Source organism: Kineosporia sp. NBRC 101731 (assembly GCF_030269305.1).
Classification (GTDB): domain Bacteria; phylum Actinomycetota; class Actinomycetes; order Actinomycetales; family Kineosporiaceae; genus Kineosporia.
Window position 1 is genome coordinate 897313 of sequence record NZ_BSTC01000001.1, and the last position, 17345, is coordinate 914657.

The 17345-nt window shown below is 70.7% G+C and carries 11 protein-coding genes; 6 read left to right on the plus strand and 5 right to left on the minus strand.

What is annotated here, in order from left to right; translation table 11 throughout:
- Positions 1-140: 140 nt before the first annotated feature.
- A complete protein-coding gene (locus QSK05_RS03920; protein WP_285593984.1) occupies positions 141-626 on the minus strand; it encodes a zinc-binding dehydrogenase in 486 nt (161 codons plus the stop codon).
- Entirely contained in the window at positions 521-2521 is a 2001-nt protein-coding gene (locus QSK05_RS03925) for a putative bifunctional diguanylate cyclase/phosphodiesterase (RefSeq protein WP_285593986.1), read from the minus strand. The genes QSK05_RS03920 and QSK05_RS03925 overlap by 106 nt, the downstream gene beginning before the upstream one ends.
- A 238-nt stretch (positions 2522-2759) precedes the next feature.
- Between QSK05_RS03925 and QSK05_RS03930 the strand changes: the two genes are divergently transcribed.
- From QSK05_RS03930 to QSK05_RS03940, 3 genes are all read left to right on the plus strand, one after another.
- Complete coding sequence (locus QSK05_RS03930; protein ID WP_285593987.1) at positions 2760-5003, plus strand: MMPL family transporter; 2244 nt, start codon at positions 2760-2762, stop codon at positions 5001-5003.
- 93 nt (positions 5004-5096) lie between these two features.
- A complete protein-coding gene (locus QSK05_RS03935) occupies positions 5097-6539 on the plus strand; it encodes a hypothetical protein (RefSeq protein ID WP_285593988.1) in 1443 nt (480 codons plus the stop codon).
- 19 nt (positions 6540-6558) lie between these two features.
- Entirely contained in the window at positions 6559-7101 is a 543-nt protein-coding gene (locus QSK05_RS03940) for a 2'-5' RNA ligase family protein (protein WP_285593989.1), read from the plus strand.
- A gap of 116 nt (positions 7102-7217) precedes the next feature.
- Here the strand turns inward: QSK05_RS03940 and QSK05_RS03945 are convergent, their stop codons facing one another.
- Together QSK05_RS03945 and QSK05_RS03950 are read right to left on the minus strand one after the other, a co-directional pair.
- Entirely contained in the window at positions 7218-9644 is a 2427-nt protein-coding gene (locus QSK05_RS03945) for a Dyp-type peroxidase (protein WP_285593990.1), read from the minus strand.
- Between the two features lie 124 nt (positions 9645-9768).
- Entirely contained in the window at positions 9769-10446 is a 678-nt protein-coding gene (locus QSK05_RS03950) for a hypothetical protein (RefSeq protein ID WP_285593992.1), read from the minus strand.
- 246 nt (positions 10447-10692) lie between these two features.
- On the opposite strand from QSK05_RS03950, the gene QSK05_RS03955 reads away from it, so the two are divergent.
- Positions 10693-13458 (plus strand): helix-turn-helix transcriptional regulator, encoded by a 2766-nt coding sequence (locus tag QSK05_RS03955; RefSeq protein WP_285593993.1) that lies wholly within the window; start codon positions 10693-10695, stop codon positions 13456-13458.
- Positions 13459-13616: 158 nt separating this feature from the next.
- On the opposite strand, the gene QSK05_RS03960 is transcribed toward QSK05_RS03955, so the two are convergent.
- The gene (locus QSK05_RS03960) at positions 13617-14243 is read right to left on the minus strand and encodes an RNA polymerase sigma factor (protein ID WP_285593995.1); all 627 of its coding nucleotides are present in this window, start codon (positions 14241-14243) and stop codon (positions 13617-13619) included.
- A gap of 308 nt (positions 14244-14551) precedes the next feature.
- Between QSK05_RS03960 and QSK05_RS03965 the strand changes: the two genes are divergently transcribed.
- Together QSK05_RS03965 and QSK05_RS03970 are read left to right on the plus strand one after the other, a co-directional pair.
- Positions 14552-16918: a hypothetical protein gene (locus tag QSK05_RS03965; protein WP_285593996.1), complete on the plus strand. Its 2367-nt coding sequence runs from the start codon at positions 14552-14554 to the stop codon at positions 16916-16918.
- Complete coding sequence (locus QSK05_RS03970; RefSeq protein WP_231487145.1) at positions 16915-17337, plus strand: hypothetical protein; 423 nt, start codon at positions 16915-16917, stop codon at positions 17335-17337. Before QSK05_RS03965 ends, QSK05_RS03970 begins: the two co-directional genes overlap by 4 nt.
- The last annotated feature ends 8 nt before the right edge of the window (positions 17338-17345 follow it).

A 17345-nucleotide genomic window follows, 5' to 3' on the forward strand; every position in this document is an offset into this window, starting at 1 on the left:
CCGCGCAGGATCCCTAAGGGCAGGTAGTTACGGCCGGGCCGGTGGTAGTGCACCGGATCTGGCTTGTTGCCATCCGGGTCCAGGTAGGTCAAGGGCTTGCTGGGCGGCGGGTTGTGCCAGATCGATCTGTAGGAACGTGGTCAGCGTTCTTTGTGCGATGCGGGGACGAGTACGACCTTGCCGAAGGCGGTGCGGGACTCGGCCAGCTCCATGGCGTCGGCCACTTGATCGAGGGGCATCCGGGCGGCGATCTTGGCGGTGATGGAACCCCTGGCGAGCAAGGTGAGGACTTCGCCCAGATCGCTTCGGACCCGGGACCGGAACGCCGTGGGCCGCAGGAGGTGGCCCGCCCACAGGTCGTAGAAGTAGGCCTTCTTGCCGTTGGGCAGGAGGTGCAGGGCAAAGACGCGGGCGAGGTTGCCCAGGAAAGCCGGCCACAACGACCCGTCCTGGTTCATCGCTGCCGCGATGGCGTACGAGACCAGGGTTCCACCGGGAGCCAGCAGCTTCCCGCGGCTGCTCAGGAAGCGCGGTCCGGAGCCTTCGTCACGGACTTCAGGATGAAGTCCGAGGCCTGTGCCGCCGGCATCGGCCGGGCGAAGTAGTATCCCTGTGCCCGCTGGCACCCGAGCAAGGTCAATTCGTTGGCCTGGTAGGGAGTTTCAATGCCTTCGGCGATCGTGTCGAGGTGCAGGGCCTGGCCGAGGCGGATGACGGCCTCGGCCACCGCCGAACCCTCGGGCTGGCCGTTCAGCTTCGCCACGAAGCTCTGGTCCAGCTTCAGAATGTCGACCGGCAGCTGGGTCAGGTAGCTGATGCTGGAGTAGCCGGTGCCGAAATCGTCGACGGCTATCCGGATCCCGGTGTCGCGCAGCTCCTGCAGCTGGCGCAGGGCGGCGGAGTCCTTGACCAGGGCCGTCTCGGTGACCTCCAGTACGAGGCCGGTCGGGTCGTAGTCGGTCCGGGCCAGCACCTCGAGGATCTCCTCGACCAGGTGAGGGCGTTCCAGCTGGCGGGGCGACACGTTGACGCTCACGGAGAGGGCCGGGATCCGGTCACGCCACTCGCGGACCTGCCGGCAGGACTGCTCCAGCACGCTCATGCCCAGCCCGTGGATCAGGCCGGTCTCCTCGGCGATCGGGATGAACAGGCCGGGGGAGAGCATGCCGCGGGTGGGGTGGCGCCAGCGGATCAGGGCCTCCAGGCCCACCAGATCTCCGCTGCTCAGGTCCATGATCGGCTGGTAGTAGGCCTCGATCTGCTGGTCCGCGACGGCCCGGCGCAGGTCTTCGCGCAGTTCCACGAGCTGCTCGTCCGCCTCCAGCCCGCCGCCGTCGGCGAAGAGCTGCCAGCTGTGGGTGCCGGCCCGCTTGCTGGCGTACATCGCGAGGTCGGCCTGGTGCAGTACTTCGCGTTCGGCGGCGGAGTCCGAGCCCTGGGGAAAGGCGTGGACGGCGATGCCGATGCTGGTCCGGACCTGGACCGGCCGACCGAGGACGTTCAGCGGTGCGGACAGGCCGGCCCGGATCCGCTCGGCGATGGCCACCGCCTCGGTGGCGCTCTCCAGACCCTCGATGATCATGGCGAACTCGTCGCCGCCCAGGCGCACCACGGTGTCCGAGCTGCGCACCGACTCGCCCAGGACATCGGCGAAATGCTGGAGCACCTGGTCGCCGCCGACGTGCCCGAGGGTGTCGTTGATCTGCTTGAACCCGTCCAGGTCGAGCAGCATCACCGCCACCTCCCGGCCGGACTCCGCAGACCGGTCGGCCGCCCGGGGCAGCACCTCGGCCAGCATCAGCCGGTTGGCCAGGCCGGTCAGCGGGTCGGTCAGGTTCATCCTGCGACTGCGCCGCAGCGCGAGCAGGCCCCGCACCGTGACGCCGAGCAGGGTCAGTGCCATCAGGACCGCCAGCACCGTGAGGGCCACCGTGAGGTCACGGGACCGGGCGTACGAACGGCGGGCGGCGAGCATCTCGGCCTCGGAGTCGGCGTCGACGCTCGCGTGCAGCCGTCTCAGCGCGGTCTGGGCGGTGCGGGTGAGCGGAGCGGTGAGGTACTCCCGCAGTTCGAGGAAGGTGTCGGCGTCGCTGGGGAAGTCGGAAGCGACCGGCAGCAGCTCGCGCTGGAACACGGCCCGGTACTCGTACAGCGCGTTGGCGAACAGGGTCCGGTCGGTGTCCAGGTTCGTGGCGGGAAGGGCCGCGAAGCCCTTCCACGACGCATCGATCTGAGCGTTCGCCGCGGCGATGCGGCTCAGGACCTGGTCGAGGCCTTCCTCGTCGTCGGCCAGGACCAGGTTGTCGACCTCGTAGAGGACCTGCTCGTAGCCCAGGCTCACCTCGTTCAGCGCCTGACCGGCCAGCTGGTTGTTGCGGTAGATCTCTTCCAGACGGTCCTGGGTACTGCCGACCTGCCGCACGGCCATCACACCGAGCACGATCAGCACGGCGCACAGCAGCGTCACGACAGCCGTGAGGTACCCGGCGACCGGCCGGTTCCTCGACACCCCGAGCGCCACGACCAGTACCCCGTTCCCTCCGGCGACTGCTCTTCATCGGCGGTCCGGGAGGGATTCTTGACCTTGGGCCCGGTGAAGAACGAAAAGAGCCCCGTGGCATGGGGGTACAAGGCCTGAGCCGGGCGGGTTTCCCCGCCTCGGTTCTCTCAAGCGCGGGTGCCCCACGCTCCGACTCCTAGCAGGACTGAGTGTCGGCCGGAACCCGCTGCCGAATCATCATGACCCGAAAGGTTCTTCCATGGCGTGGCACTTGTTCCGGTTGGGACGCTGGTCGTTCCGTCACCGGCGGATCGTCGCGGGTTTCTGGCTCGCCGTTCTGGTTCTCATGGGGGTGGGATCATCCACCCTCGCCGGTGCGACGAACGACAACTTCTCCCTGCCCGGGCTGGAGTCGACCGATGCGTTCAGTCTGATCGAGGAGCGCAGCCCCGGTGCCTCACCGGACGGTGCCACGGCCCGTCTGGTCTTCGAGGCGCCGGAAGGCCAGACCCTCAAGCAGAACGAGAAGGCGATCACTGCGGCCCTCGCGACGGTCACGACGGACGACGTGCAGTCGATCGCAGACCCGTTCACCTCCGGCACGGTCTCGGAGAACGGCCGGGTCGGGTACGCCACCGTCACCTACTCCACGTCGTCCGTCGATCTGACCGACGCGGACAAGGACGCCCTCGAGGCGGGTAAGAGCGCGGCCGAGGACGCCGGTCTGACCACCGCGATCGGTGGGGACGCCCTGGTCGCCGAGGCGGCCGCTCCGACTGCCGAGATCATCGGTGTGGTGGTCGCTTTCGTCGTTCTGATCGTCACCTTTGGCTCGCTGGTCGCGGCCGGGATGCCGCTGCTCACAGCCATCATCGGGGTCGGGATCGGTGCGGCGGGCATCACCACGCTGACCGGATTCGTCGAGCTGAGCTCCACCACCCCGGCGCTGGGCTCGATGCTGGGGCTGGCCGTCGGCATCGACTACGCCCTGTTCATCATGTCCCGCTACCAGCACGAGGTGAGGTCCGGGCGAGCCCCGGAGGAAGCGGCCGGGGTCGCGGTCGGAACGGCCGGCTCGGCCGTGGTGTTCGCCGGTCTCACCGTGGTGATCGCCCTGGCCGGGCTGTCGGTCACGGGCGTCAGCTTCCTCACCCAGATGGGTATCGCCGGGGCCGCGATGGTCGCCGTCGCCGTGATCATCGCCCTCACCCTGCTGCCCGCCTTCCTCGGGTTCGCCGGGAAGCGGGTGCTCAAGGGCGGCATCAAGGGCCTCAAGCAGAGGGACGCCGAGGGTGACGGCACCGTACGCACCAACGGTTTGCGCTGGGTCGAGGCAGTGAGCCGGCACAAGGTGGTCGCCCTGATCGGCGGCGTCGCCCTGGCCGCCGTCATCTCCATCCCGGTGACGAAGATGGAACTGGCGATCCCGGACGACGCCACGGCCCCCGCCGGCAGTGACACCAACATCGCCTACAACCTGATCGCCGACAATTTCGGCGCCGGCGCCAACGGCCCCCTGGTCGTGGTGGTCGACACCATCGACGCCACCGATCCCGTCGCCGCGGTGAACACCGTGGTGACGAAGCTCCAGGCCATCGACACCGACGTGGCCGCAGTGGTGCCGCCGGTGACCAGCGACAGCGCCGAGGCGACGGCAGCCTTCGAACAGCAGCTGGACGCCGTGCACTTCGCCACCGTCACGGTGATCCCGGAGAGCGGCCCCTCCGAAGCCTCCACCAAAGACCTGGTGCAGGCCATCCGGGACGATCTCTCCTCGTTGCCGGGCGACACCGGTGCGACAGCCATGGTTACCGGCCAGACCGCCGTCGGCGTGGACATCTCGCAGAAACTGCTCGACGTGTTCCCGCTCTACCTGATCGTGGTGGTGGGCCTGGCGTTCATCCTGCTGATCCTGGTGTTCCGCTCGATCCTGGTACCGCTCAAGGCCGCCCTGGGCTTCCTGCTCTCGGTCGGGGTCGCGCTGGGTTCCACGGTGGCCGTGTTCCAGTGGGGCTGGCTGAACAACCTGATCGGCCTGGACGTCACCACCCCGGTGGTGTTCATCCTGCCCCTGCTGCTCACCGGTGTGCTGTTCGGCCTGGCCATGGACTACGAGGTCTTCCTCGTGACCCGCATGCGCGAGGCCTACGTGCACGGGACTGAGGCCCGGCAGGCCGTGATCGAGGGCTTCTCGCACAGCGCCCGCGTGGTGGTGGCGGCCGCGATCATCATGTTCGGCGTGTTCGCGGGCTTCGCCCTCGGCGACGACGTGATGATCAAGACCATCGGATTCGGCCTGGCCGTAGGCGTCATCGCCGACGCCTTCCTGGTGCGCATGCTCATCGTCCCGGCCGTGATGGCCATCGCGGGCAAGGGCATCTGGTGGCTGCCGACGTGGCTCGAGCGGGCCCTGCCCGACTTCGACATCGAGGGCGAGGCCCTGACCGAGAAGCTCGGGCAGCCCGCCGGTTCAGCAGAACACCCGGTGCCCGCGGAGCACTGAGCCCGCGACCGGTCACTGCGGCGATCATGCACATCCCGCCCGGGACGGGCATGATCGCCGCAGACCCCGCCGGATGAACGAGGCCGACAAACCATGATCACGAACCACCTGCCGACCGGTGAGAACCCGCTGGGTCGGCTGAGCCGTTTCGACGGCTCGACCTTCCATACCGTGCCCGAGGGCAGCGTCGACGCGCCGTTCGTGCACGTCTTCGTCCACGGCTGGCAGCCGGGATTCCAGCGCCAGGAACGTCTCCACGCCCTCACCGACGTGCTCCACGCCCTCCCGGCCTGGGACCCGCGCCTCACCGACGCCACCGGCCGCACCCTGATCTCCTACTACCAGGCACTGCTGGACGCCTTGGTATCTCTGGGACCTGACCACTGCGTCCTCTGGTATTCATGGTTGGACGAATCCGCCACGGACACCGACCTTCTGCTGGCCTTCCGTTCCCGGCAGGCGACCCAGATCAACGGCCGGCGGCTGGCCCTGGCCCTGCAACAGGCATCGGGACGGCCCGATGCCCGGTTACAGCTCATCGGGCACAGTCACGGCAGCGCCGTGGCGGTGCACGCGGCGGTCTCGCTGGGCCGGCCCCCGGAACAGATCACGCTGCTGGACGCCCCGGAGAGCGCGATGACCCGGATCGGTGGTGCGGCCGACCTCATCGACGCGGTCCTGCCCCGGCTGGCACCCGGCCGCGACGGTGACACGCCCTTCGTCGACTCGTACACCAGCGTTTTCGGCCGGCCCTACCACCGCAAGCCCGGGCTGTCCGCGGTCGTGGACGTGGCTCTCACCCCGGGCCGTCCACCGATGCGTGACCCGCGCCGGGCCATCAACTGGGCCCACCTGTACGCCGTTGAATGGTATGCACTTTCGGTGCTCGATCCGGACCGCGCAGTGGGCTACGGCTGGTCTCCGCTGACCGGCGCCGACCCATCGGCCCGGTCGGCGCTGTCGTCGTCCTACTACTCGGTCCTCCCACGTCGCCCGCTCGATCTGCGCTCCCGTCGCGACCTTCCGCAGACCCCGGCGGCGCGACGGATGGCGGCGCTGCCGATGCAGCACACCCCGGTCGTCGGTGCTGAGCTGTACCTGAGCCCGCAGGCTCCGGACGCCGCGCTGATCCTGAACAGCGTGCCCGGTGACTTCCTCGTCGAGTTCGACCTCGAGATCGAGGAAGGCGACGAGAACGTGCAGATCCAGATCGCGGTGGACGCGGTGCCCGCCTTCGTGGCACAGACCCGCTTCCCGGTCCCGCAGGCCGGCCGTTACGTGATGCTCTCCGACGGCCGGCCCGGCGAGCATCTGCTCACCGCCACGATGACCGGTAGCGGATCGGCGGTCTCGATCACCGGGGTCAGCATGGTCAACTGGCGCGGCGCCGACGAGGGCTTCTCCTTCCAGCGCACCGCCTGGGCGATCTTCTCGGCCGGGGCCGTGACGGGCGGCATCGCCACCGCGTTCACCCTGATCACCGCGAGCTGGACCGTCCGCCGGGTTCTGTCCCGGATCACCCGTCGGCACCGGTGAACTGCACCAGGATGGACGGGTGACGCAGAGCCTCGAACTCCTCCTCGATCCACAGCTCGACGCCGCCGTTCGTGAGCAGTGGCAGCGGCTGATCGACGCCGGGCTGCCCAGCCAGGGCCGGCACACCGGCTCCAGCAATGCCCCGCACATCACTCTCACGGTCGCGAGCAGTGTTCCGGAGCCGATGGAGGACGAGCTTCACGACCTGGTCGGGAGGGTTCCGGTCCGGATCGGGCTGGGTGGGCTGCAGTGTTTCGGGAGACCGGACGGCCGGCAGATCATCGTGCGCCCGATCGTGGTGAACCAGGATCTCCTGCGGCTCCAGGAAGAGGCGGCCCGGCGCTTCGACGGGCTGCCCGGTACCGATCGGCGCCTGACCCCGGGGCACTGGTCGCCGCACGTCACGCTCGGGCACAAGTTCACGCCGCAACAGGTGGGCGAGGCGATCGAGGTGCTCGGGCCGATGAGCGAACGGGAGGGCGAGGCGATAGCCCTACGCCGCTGGAACTCTGACGCTCGACAGGCCTGGCTCCTCGGCCCCTCCAACAAACCTTCTCCGTGATCATGCAAATCCCCCAGCCTTCGGCCGGGAGGTGCCCCCACTCCCCAGTGTTCTAGAACTCTGACGCTGAGAGTTCTAGAACTCCGGGGAGGTTTTGCATGATCACGGAGGGTTTTTTAGCCGGCGGCTATGCGGCGTAGGGCTTTGATGCCCGGCAGGAGGAAGTACTCCCCGCCCCGGCAGGTGACGATCTGGTTCGGCTGTTCGACGAACGCCGGGTTGGGGCCCTGGACCACGAACTTGCAGCCGTTCGGGGCGGCCCCGGAGATGACGTCGCGGTCGGCGCCCAGGCGGAAGGAGTTGCCGTCACTCATCCAGTGCGCCTGCACGAACTCGAACTGCCGGTGGATGTCGCCGACCAGGGCGACGAAGAGCAGGCCGCGCTCGTCGTGGTCGCCGGCGTCGGAGGGGGCGGGTTCCCCGGCCCAGAGCTGGGCAGAAACCGGCTTCCCGTAGGGAATTCCGCGCCGTAGCATGCGGTGCCGCAGGGCCAGGGTGCCCTCCAGCTCGGCACTGCGACCCTCGATGCGGTCGGGATCGGGGTCGGTGGGGCGGGAGTCGCGGGGATTCGCCCGGCGCACGTGGGCGCCGACCGGGCAGCCGAAGCCCTCGGGGTCGCCGGCCTGGTAGTCGAAGGTGGACTTCGCCAGGGCCGGGCGCGGGCCGTCGGTGGACAGGGTGATCGGGGTGCCGTCGCGCCAGCGCCCCATGATCTTGGCCGCCGCCAGTTCTTTCGGGTCGGTACCGGTGGGCACCCGGGAGGCCAGGTTGCTGGCGAGGTCCTGCGTGAGGGCCTCGAAACCGGCCACGTCCTGCTCCAGCTTGCGCCACACCAGGTAACTGCCGTTCAGGCCGACGCTGGTGGCCAGGTTCGCGCCGGCCGTGTCGCCGTCGATGTCGCGGTAGCCCAGAAGCGCTTCGCCGGGCGGTAGTTCGGCGGTGTGGCGGCCGGTGGTGACGCCGTGCACGCGGGGCTGGGACAGGCCGTCGACGAACCCGAAGTGTTCCCGGAACCCGGCGGCGCGGGCACCGTCCGGGCCGGGCGCGTCGGCGATGCGTCCGGCCTCGACGGTGTCGAGCACGACCAGACCCGAGCTCTCGTCCGGGAGAAGGCCCGGCCGGGAGGCCAGTTCGGCGTCCAGAACCTCGTGCGTCGGGGCGGAGACCATGAGGAGCAGGTGGAGGTCCTGAGTCTGGGTGAACGGGCCCTGCCAGGTGTCGGTGCCGGTTCCGGGGATCAGGCCGGCCTCGCGCGACGCCATACCGGCGCTGAACTCGGCCGGAAAACCGGTGAGCTCGGCCGTCGGCAGGCCGAAGGCCTGCAGGCCCGCGTAGCTGAGGGCCACGTGCACGGCGAAAGTAGGTGAACTGGGCCGTTTCTGGGTCGGGGTACCGGCGTCGGCGCCCTCCACGTCACGTTCCAGCCGGTCCACCAGGTGCTCGGCCCAGCCGGCGGTGGGGATCTCGTCGACGATCCGGCCCAGCCAGGACCGCGCCGAGGCGGAGTCGGTCACCCGCAGCATCAGGTGACGCGCCGCGTGGTGACGTGGGTAGCCGGAGGTGACGAGGTTCTGGACGTCGGTGAGGTCGGGATCGGTGAGCTGCGCGCCGGTGCCCAGCCGCTGGATCGTGCCCCGTTCCGGATCGGCCTGGGCCGGTACGGGTCGCTTTTCGGGGTAGCGCAGGGGCAGGGCGCCGGCCGGCGTGCGCACCCGGTCGGACTTGCGGTGCCCGTAACGGGTGGCGGGCAGGCTGAGGTCGCCCGGGGTGAGGTCGGCCAGGTCGTCGTCGAGGGTGCTGAGCAGGTTCTCGGCGGAGGTCTCGTCCAGGGGCGTTCGGGGCCGATCGGGCCGGTCGTGGGCGGGCTCGGCGGTGGCCGCCTCCCAGGCCTCCCGCAGGCGCACGGCCAGCTCGGCATCGGTCAGGCCGTCGGTCTCCACCGCCAGCGCGGCCACCCTCCGGCGCACCTCCAGGGCGTTGCGCACGTCTTCCACCGAGGGCTCGGCGTCGCTGGCCGAGAACACGTACCCCGAGCGCAGGCTGTGTTCCTCGAGGAACCGGGCGAAGGCCTCGCGGTCGGCCCGGCCCGGGTAGCCCTCGCAGAGCTGCCAGATCTCGTCGGCCCGCTCGCCCAGGCCGACGCGCAGCCGTTCGGCGTAGTCGGCCTGGTCGTGTGCGGCGCTGTGGCCCGCGCCGTCGTAGCTGGCGGTGAAGAGCAGGTAGGAGGTCTCCGGCCGGTCCACCTCCTGCGGCCGCCCGCCGTGCATGACGAGGTCGAGAAGCTTGGCGCCCCGGCCCATCCGGTGACGGTCGGGCCGGGCCTGCGGGCGGAACTCGTGGCTCGGCATCACGGCCAGGCGGGCGAAGTGGGTGCCGGGCACGTCGAGGAACGGGCTGGACCCACCCCGGATCCGGGCCAGGTTGCGCTGCAGCGCAACCACGGCGTCGTCGGGCACCCGGGCCAGCACGGTGATCACGCGCTGCCGCGAGCCACGGGGCGGATTGATGTACTCGTGCACCAGCCCGGGGGGCAGGCGGCGCACCAGGGCACCCGGGAGCACACGGCCCAGAAGGCGGTGGGGTTTCCGGGCCGTCGGTGAGGCAAGGGACGTGGGTGAAGTGGGGGAAGTGGGCATGGCTCGGCTCCGTAAAAGCTCGCGAAAAGTTCTACAGGTCGCGCTGGACGTCGGCGAGCAGGCCGCGCCAGGCGCGCACCAGCTGCGCGTCGTCGAGTTCCTGCGGTCGGGGGAGACGTTCGGTCAGCCCCGCGCGCACCCGCAGGGCGGACGCGATCTCGGTGGCCGTGGCGCCCGGATAGGCGGAGAAGTAGTGCGCCAGCCGCCAGTCGTTGCCACGGATGTAATCGGTGAACGGCCGGGGCGGCATCGGCCCGGGGAAGCCGAAGGCCGAGCCCCAGAGCAGAACCATCTTCTGCGGGGTGGCCCGGGAGAAGACGTCGATGTAGTCCAGCCACGAGCCGTTGAAATTGCTCACGAACATCAGGTAGCTGTACCGGCGCTTCCGCGACTCGCCCGGGAACCGGTCGACCATCACCCAGTACGCGACGTGGATGAACGAGAGCCGACGCAGGGTGCTGTCGGGGCCCGACCATGACTTCAGCCGCAGCACGGCGCGCACCAGCGGGGACCAGAAACGGGGGAGCGGGGTGAAGGTGGTCAGCCCGGTGGCGCGGCCGGACCGGTTGGCGGCGATGATGTCGAGTTCTCCGTGATCGGTGGGATCCGGATGGTCTTCGAGCGTCCCTGCCCCGTGACCGAGCCCGGCGCTCAGGCGCTGGAGCCTGCCGACCGGTGCCACCGGGTCGCCGTCCTGTTGCGACCACATATGGCCCCCTCCTTGGGAAATGAATTCCGGATTGCTCTCGTCCTGACGGGCCGATCACCGTAGAGTGTTCATGTAATTACCGAACGCAATACCGGTAGTGGAAGAAAGGCCCGACCCCCTGACGCTAGGGGGCGGGCGGACGGTCCGCTTCGGGGTTGGACCCTGGGGTATTCACATCACCCGATGGGGCGCACCCAGGGCTCAGAACGTGCTAAACCAGTTTGAATCCTCACATAGACTCGGCGAATGGTATTCGGGCGGATCACCGAACGAGTGGTGATCGACGAACTGCTCAGCGGCGTGCGGGAAGGCCGCGGGGCGGCTCTCGTGATCCATGGCGAGGCCGGTATCGGCAAGAGCACCCTTCTGGGGTATGCGCACGAGCAGGCCAAGGGCATGCGGGTGCTGTCGGTGCGCGGCTTCGAATCCGAGTCCGAAATCCCCTTCGCCGGCCTGGCCGACCTGATCCGCCCGGTGCTGCCGCTGCTCGAGGTGCTCCCGCCGCCGCAGGCCGCAGCCCTGCAGAGCGCGCTCTCCCTCGGCCCCCCGGTGGCCGGTGACCGGTTCTCCGTCTGCGCCGCCACCGTCGGGGTGCTGGCCGCCGCGGCCGCCGACACGCCCCTGCTGGTGGTGATCGACGACCTGCAGTGGCTCGACGTCTCCTCCCGGGAGGCTGTGCTGTTCGCCGGGCGGCGCCTGGCCAACGACGGCATCGGCCTGCTCGTCGCCCTGCGCACCGAACCCGATCGCGCACCCCACGAGCGCGCCCTCGACCGGCAGTACGCGGGCCTCCCGCAGATGGCCGTGTCGGGCCTGGGGCAGTCCGACGCCCGCGACCTCTGCCATGTGCTGCGTCCTTCCGCCTCGCCCGAGGAGATCGAGCAGATCTACTCGGACACGGCCGGGAACCCCCTGGGCATCCAGGAACTCTGCGGGGCGCTGGGCCGGCCTGTCGCCGGGGGCCCCACGGTGCCCGCCCAGTCGTCCCGGCTCACCCAGACGCTGGCCGCCCGGCTGAGCCAGATGCCCGGGCGCACCCGCCAGGCCCTGCTGCTGGTGGCGGCCGCCGGGGGCGGGCGCACCGACGTGGTGCGCCGGGCCGCCGGGGTGATCGGGCTGGAACTGGCCGACTTCGCCCCGGCCGAGGACGCCGGCCTGTTGCTCGCGGACGACGAGCAGGTCGACTTCCGGCACCCCCTGATGCGGTCGGTGCTCAACTCCGCCTCCACCCTGCACGAGCGCACCGCCGCGCACTCGGCGCTGGCCCAGGCGCTGGCCCAGGTGCCCGGCGAGGCCGCCGCCGACGCTCGCGCCTGGCATCTGGCCCAGGCCGCGCTCCCGCCGGACGACCAGGTCAGCGCCCTGTTGGCCGAGGCCGGTACCCGGGCCCGCTTCCGCGGCGGAAACCGGGAGGCCGCTAAAGCTTTCGAGCAGGCGGCGCGGTTCGGCACGGCGGCCGCCAGGCCCGCCCTGTTGCTGCGCGCGGCGCGGTGCTGGCAGCTGGCGGGACGCACCGGGAAGATGATCCCGCTGCTCGACGAGGCCCTGGCCCTCACCACCGATCCGAAGCTGCGCGCCCTGATCCGGCACATGCGCGGTTACGTGCGGATGTGGCGTGCGCTTCCGCGGGACGGCCTGACCGAGATGATCGACGGCGCCAACGAGGCGGAGAAGGTCGACGCGGCCCGCGCCTCGCTGATGTACGCCGACGCCGCGATCGCCCACTTCATGCTCGGTGAACCGGTCGAACTGCTGGCCGCCACCCAGCGCGCGTTCGAGCTGAGCGAGGGCACCGAGGGCGTGGCCCAGCTGGTCGCGGCCGTGGCCTACAGCGGTTCGCTGGTCATCAACGGCCACCGGGCGGAAGGCCAGTCGTTGCTGTCCCAGGTGGTGCCGCTGCTGCTGGAGGTCCCGCCCCTGCCCCGGGCGCAGGAGTTCGCGCACGCCGCGTTCATCGCGATGTGGCTGGAGGACTACCCCCTGGCCGAGCAACTGCTCGACGCGATCATCACCGAGGCCCGGGCCAACGGCGCGCTCGGCGTGCTGCCCCAGGCGCTCTCGATCGCCTCGGAGCTGGCCTTCCGGCAGGGCCGCTGGCGTCAGGCCCAGGCCTACGCCGACGAGAGTGTCGAGTTGGCCAAGGAGACCCGGCAGGCCAATGTCTACGGCCTCTACTTCGTGGCCCGCAACCACGCCGTGCACGGCCGGGCCAAGGCCGCGCACACGATGATCGACCTGACCAACGACGTGCTGGGCCGCTACGAGGCCACCGGGCTGCTGTTCCAGACCACCCACGTGCTGGGCCTCCTGGCGCTCGGCGACGGGGAGCTGGACGAGGCCGTCGCCCGCCTGGAGGAGACCGGCCGCCTGCCCGTCGCCGTGCACACGAAAGACCAGAGCATCGTGCCCTGGGCCTTCGACCTGGTCGAGGCCTACGCCCGGGCCGGCCGCACCCACGACGCGCAGGCCCTGCTCGACGAGATCGCCGTGGACGAGGCCCCGCCCGGCTGCCGCTCCGACCTGCTGATCGCCCGGACCTGGCGCTGCCGGGGCCTCCTGGCCACCGGGAAGGTCCCGGTGGCCGAGGCCTTCGAGCTGGCCCTGGCCGCGCACGACCGGCTGCCGATGCCCTTCGAGCGGGCCCGCACGCTGCTCTACTTCGGCGAGCGCCTGCGCCGGGGCCGCCAGCGCGCCGAGGCCCGTACCCACCTGCGTCAGGCCCTGGAGATCTTCGAGCAGCTCGACGCCCCCAGCTGGGCCGGCCGGGCCCGCAACGAGCTCAAGGCCACCGGTGAGACCCTGGCCCGGGGCACCGGTATCGCGGCCGAACTCACCCCGCAGGAACTACAGGTCGCGCTCGTCGTGGCTCGCGGCACCAGTAACTCCGAGGCGGCCGCAGCGCTGTTCCTGAGTCAGAAGACGATCGAGTACCACCTGAGCAACGTCTACCGGAAGACCGGGCTGCGCTCGCGGGCCGAGCTCATCGCCCAGTTCGCCGACGCGCCCGGGTGACCCGCGTCGTCCATCAGTAAAAGCAGTAAAAGCAGTAAAGGCACAGAACGAAAAAATGAGGGACGCCGACGGGCCCCTGATCCCGTCGACGTCCCTCTCCCCCTGCTCGCGCGGGATCACACCCTCCACGGTGCCCCGCGCGCCCCCACGAAACGTTTTCAGCGCCAGGCCTGAGCATCCAGGCCGGACTCCTCGAGGCGCTTACGCAGCCGGGTCAGGTACCGCCCCCGGGTCGGGCCGATGCTGCCGATGGCCATCCCGGTCTCCTTCGAGATCTCCGCGTAGGCCGGGCGGTCCGAGCCGGTCACCGCGCGCAGCAGGTGGGCGCCACGGGTGGGCAGTTCGTCGACGAAGTCCCAGAGCACCTGGGTCATCGCGTCGTCCGTGACCTGCTTCTCCGGGGTCGGGTTGGACTCGTCCGGCACCGCGGCGAAGAACTCGTCCGAGGTGCCGACCTCACGACCCCGGCGGCGGATCAGGCGCAGGCACTCGCGCTTGGCGGTGGTGGTGAGCCAGGCCCCGACCCGCTCCGGGTCGTTCAGCCGGTTCAGGTTCTCGACCAGGCGTAGCCAGGTCATCTGCACCGCGTCACCGGCGTCGGCCTCACTGAGCCGGAAGCCGCGCACTGCGGCCCAGACCTGGCGCTGGTGGCGCTCCACGAGCTCCTCGTAGGCCCGCCGGTCACCGCGACGGGCAGCCAGGACCAGGTCCGAGACGGTGCGTTCGGCGCCGGCCGCGTACAGCCGCCGGCGGTCGGTCTCTTCGATCACGTCGAGAACGGTCATGGCTCTGGCCTCCGGGAAGTTCGTGGAAGTACACCGAAAACGCTAGAGACCAAGGACCCGGGGCGGATCAGGGTCAGACCCCAGGGTGATGCGCCGACCCGAGGTGGTCACCCCAGGGAGCCGATCATGATTCAGCGGATCCTCCAGGGTTACTTGCGGGATGACGGACGGGTTCCCCGGGGTGCTGATACGGGCACGCACAGTGACGCAATGGCCACGGCCCATGCCGATACGCCAGAATCGTCCTTCCGCCGGGTGACGTCGGCGGTCATCTGGTGGTCGGTTCGGATTAGGAGCGTCATCGCGCCATGGGCACCATGCGCCGTCCTCCCGGGGTACTCGCCGGGGCACCGGTCTCCCCGGTCACTTCTGACGTGCGTCCTTCGCGCCCCTCCAGAACGCCGTCCAGAACCCCGCGGGCGTCCCGCCCGCAGGCCGCGGCCCGGAAGAAACCCCGAGGCAGAATCGGTATCGCACGGTCGCTGGCCGGCTGGACGGCCCTGCCCGTGCTGGTCGCCGCGGCCCTCGTGCCGGGGGTGCGGCCGGGCTCCCTGGCCCTGCTGTGGGCCGCCTACGTGGTGCTGCTCTGGTTCGTCGCGGCCCGCACCAAGACCGTGTCGTGGTCGTACGTGGTGCTCCTGTTGCTGGGCTCCGTGCCCTGGGCCGTGCTCGTCGGCCTGGCCGCCTGGGGGCTGGAGGAGACCCTGGGGTCGTCACTGCCCGTGGCGGCGCACGCATCGGTGATGGCCGCTGTCGCCCAGCAGTCCCTGCTGCTCATCCCGCTGCTCCTGCTCGCCGTGCTGGCACCCACCCGGGCCCGGCGGTTCTCGATGGCCGACTGGCTGCTCACCGGGGTCGTGCTCGGTGCCGGGTTCGAGCTCACCTACACGCTGCTGGTGCCACAGACCGCGCCCGGCTTCTCGTTCAGTCTGTTCGCCGGCGCGCTGCCCGGTCTTCCGGGGCAGCAGGTGCTCACCGGGCTGGGTGGTGGTGCGCTGGGCTTCGCGGTGGCGGCCCGCCGGCACGCCAACAAAGCTTCGCTCTCGCTGCCCGGCCGGCTGCTGTGGCTCGGCCTGACCGCGCTGCTGCCCCTGCTGGTCTGGTGGCTGGCGGTCAGTGCGCAGACCGTGGCCACCCTGGGCGCCGACACCACCTCGGTGCCGCCGGAACTGGTCGCGGGCTGGCGGGCCGGTCTCGAGGGCGCGGCCCTGGGCTGGTTCCTGGTCGCCCTGATGGGGCTCGCCCTCCTGGTCGACGCGGGCCGGCTGCGTAACGCCGCCGAACTGGAACCCGACCCGATTCCCCACCCCTTCCACCCGGTGCAGGCCGCCGACTCCTGGGCCGGGCGGGCCACCCGCTGGGCCGGGACCAGTGAGACCCGCACGGTCACGGCCCTGGTCTGGCTGGTCGCCACCGCCTGTTCGGTCGTCGCCTTCGCCGGGCGCGACCTGGGTGTGGTGTTCGCCGCCGTGCGGCGCAGCGGCCGGGGCTCCGGCGCCGCCCGCTGGACGGCTATCAGCCGGGGCCGGGCCGCCGGGGTGATGGTGCGCTGGGTGCGGGCCGAGGCGATCGGGCTGGCCGCCGACCCCGCCACCCGGGGTGCCCTGCTGCGGAACCGGCTGTCCGCCGTTGCCGGTCTGCTCGTGCTGGCCGCCACCGTGGCGCTGCTCGGGCCGTACTGGGCCGGCCAGATCGACGACCGGCCCCTGACCGGCCTGACCGGGCCGGCCGGGGAGCTGCCGGGTGCCGCCTGGCCCGCCGATGCCCTGGGCCGGCCCGGTCCGGACGGCTTCGCCGGCACGTTCTGGATCGTGCAGCTGGTCGCCGTCCTGGTGCTGCTGGCCGGTGCCGCCGACTGGTCGGCCCTGGGCTACCGCAACACCTTCCTGAGCCGCCGCCCGGTTCCTCAGGGACGCGCGTCCATCGGTGAATATCTCCGCGGTACCGGACTTTCCGGGGCCATCGTCGATCTGGCCTGTCTGCTCGCCGGCACCCTGCCGAGCCGTGCCGAGACCCATCCCTCCGGCAGCGCCATCCGCGCGGCGATCGGTGACTTCCGGGCCGACCCGCGATCGTTCATCGAGCGGCGCCGCCGTCAGATCCGGGCCGGGAAGGTCCAGATCGATGACGAGGACGATGAGCCCGACGTGCTCCCCGCGGTGCGCCGGCGTCAGCCGGGCGAGGAGCTGCCGGCACTGAAACTGGCCGACGGCCGCCTGCTCTCCCCACTCAGCCCGGATGCCGAACGGGAGTTCACGGCTCATCTGAACGGTCTCGACCGCTACGAGCCGGAGCCCGAGGGAGAGGGGGCACGGTGGCGGGTACAGCAGTGCGGCCGGTACGAGTTCCGGGTGTCGGGTCGGCCGGAGATCTGGTCGTCCGGCACCACCGAACGCTCGCTGCGGTACGGGCTGTGCGTGTTCGGCCTCTGGTACTCCGGCGGCTCGTCGTGGCAGGTCTCCGCCGGCCTTCCGTCGGTGCTGCCCGACATGGTGCGGCACCGCGCCGATCTCGAACTCGACCGCCGGCTGATCGAATTCACCACGGTGGTCAACTATCCGGGTAACCCGTTCCGCGCCGTCGAGGTCGTGGTCAGCGACCAGCGGGTGGCCGAGTCGGTGCAGGCGCGGATGGACCGGCTGGCCATCCCCGGGATCGTGGTGGTGGCGCAGTGATCGAGGCGATGCTCACGCCCAACGGCGGCCGTTTCCGGTTCGACCCGGCGCTGCTGGCCGACCTGGCCCCGCACGTCTGGCCCGACGCCGTGCAGGTGCGGGCCCAGGGGCAGGTGGCCGACATCCTCGGGTCGTACCTGCACCTGCCCGGGCTGCACCAGCCCGGCAGCGCCCGCGGGGTGGTGCTCGGCCTGCACCGCAGCGGTGAGGCGATCGGCATCAGTTCCGGCACCGCGCAGAACGCGGCCGACGTGATCGCCTGGATCTGCGCGGTCAGCCGGGTGCCGCAGCCGCACGAGGCCGGTCACGTGCTGCTGATCGACTGGATGCCCGACCCACTGCCGCTGTCCCCGTCCACCACGGCCGAGGAGCTGCTGAGATTCCGGGCGATGCTGCGCAGTTCGTTCTTCAACGGCTAGGGCGTGTC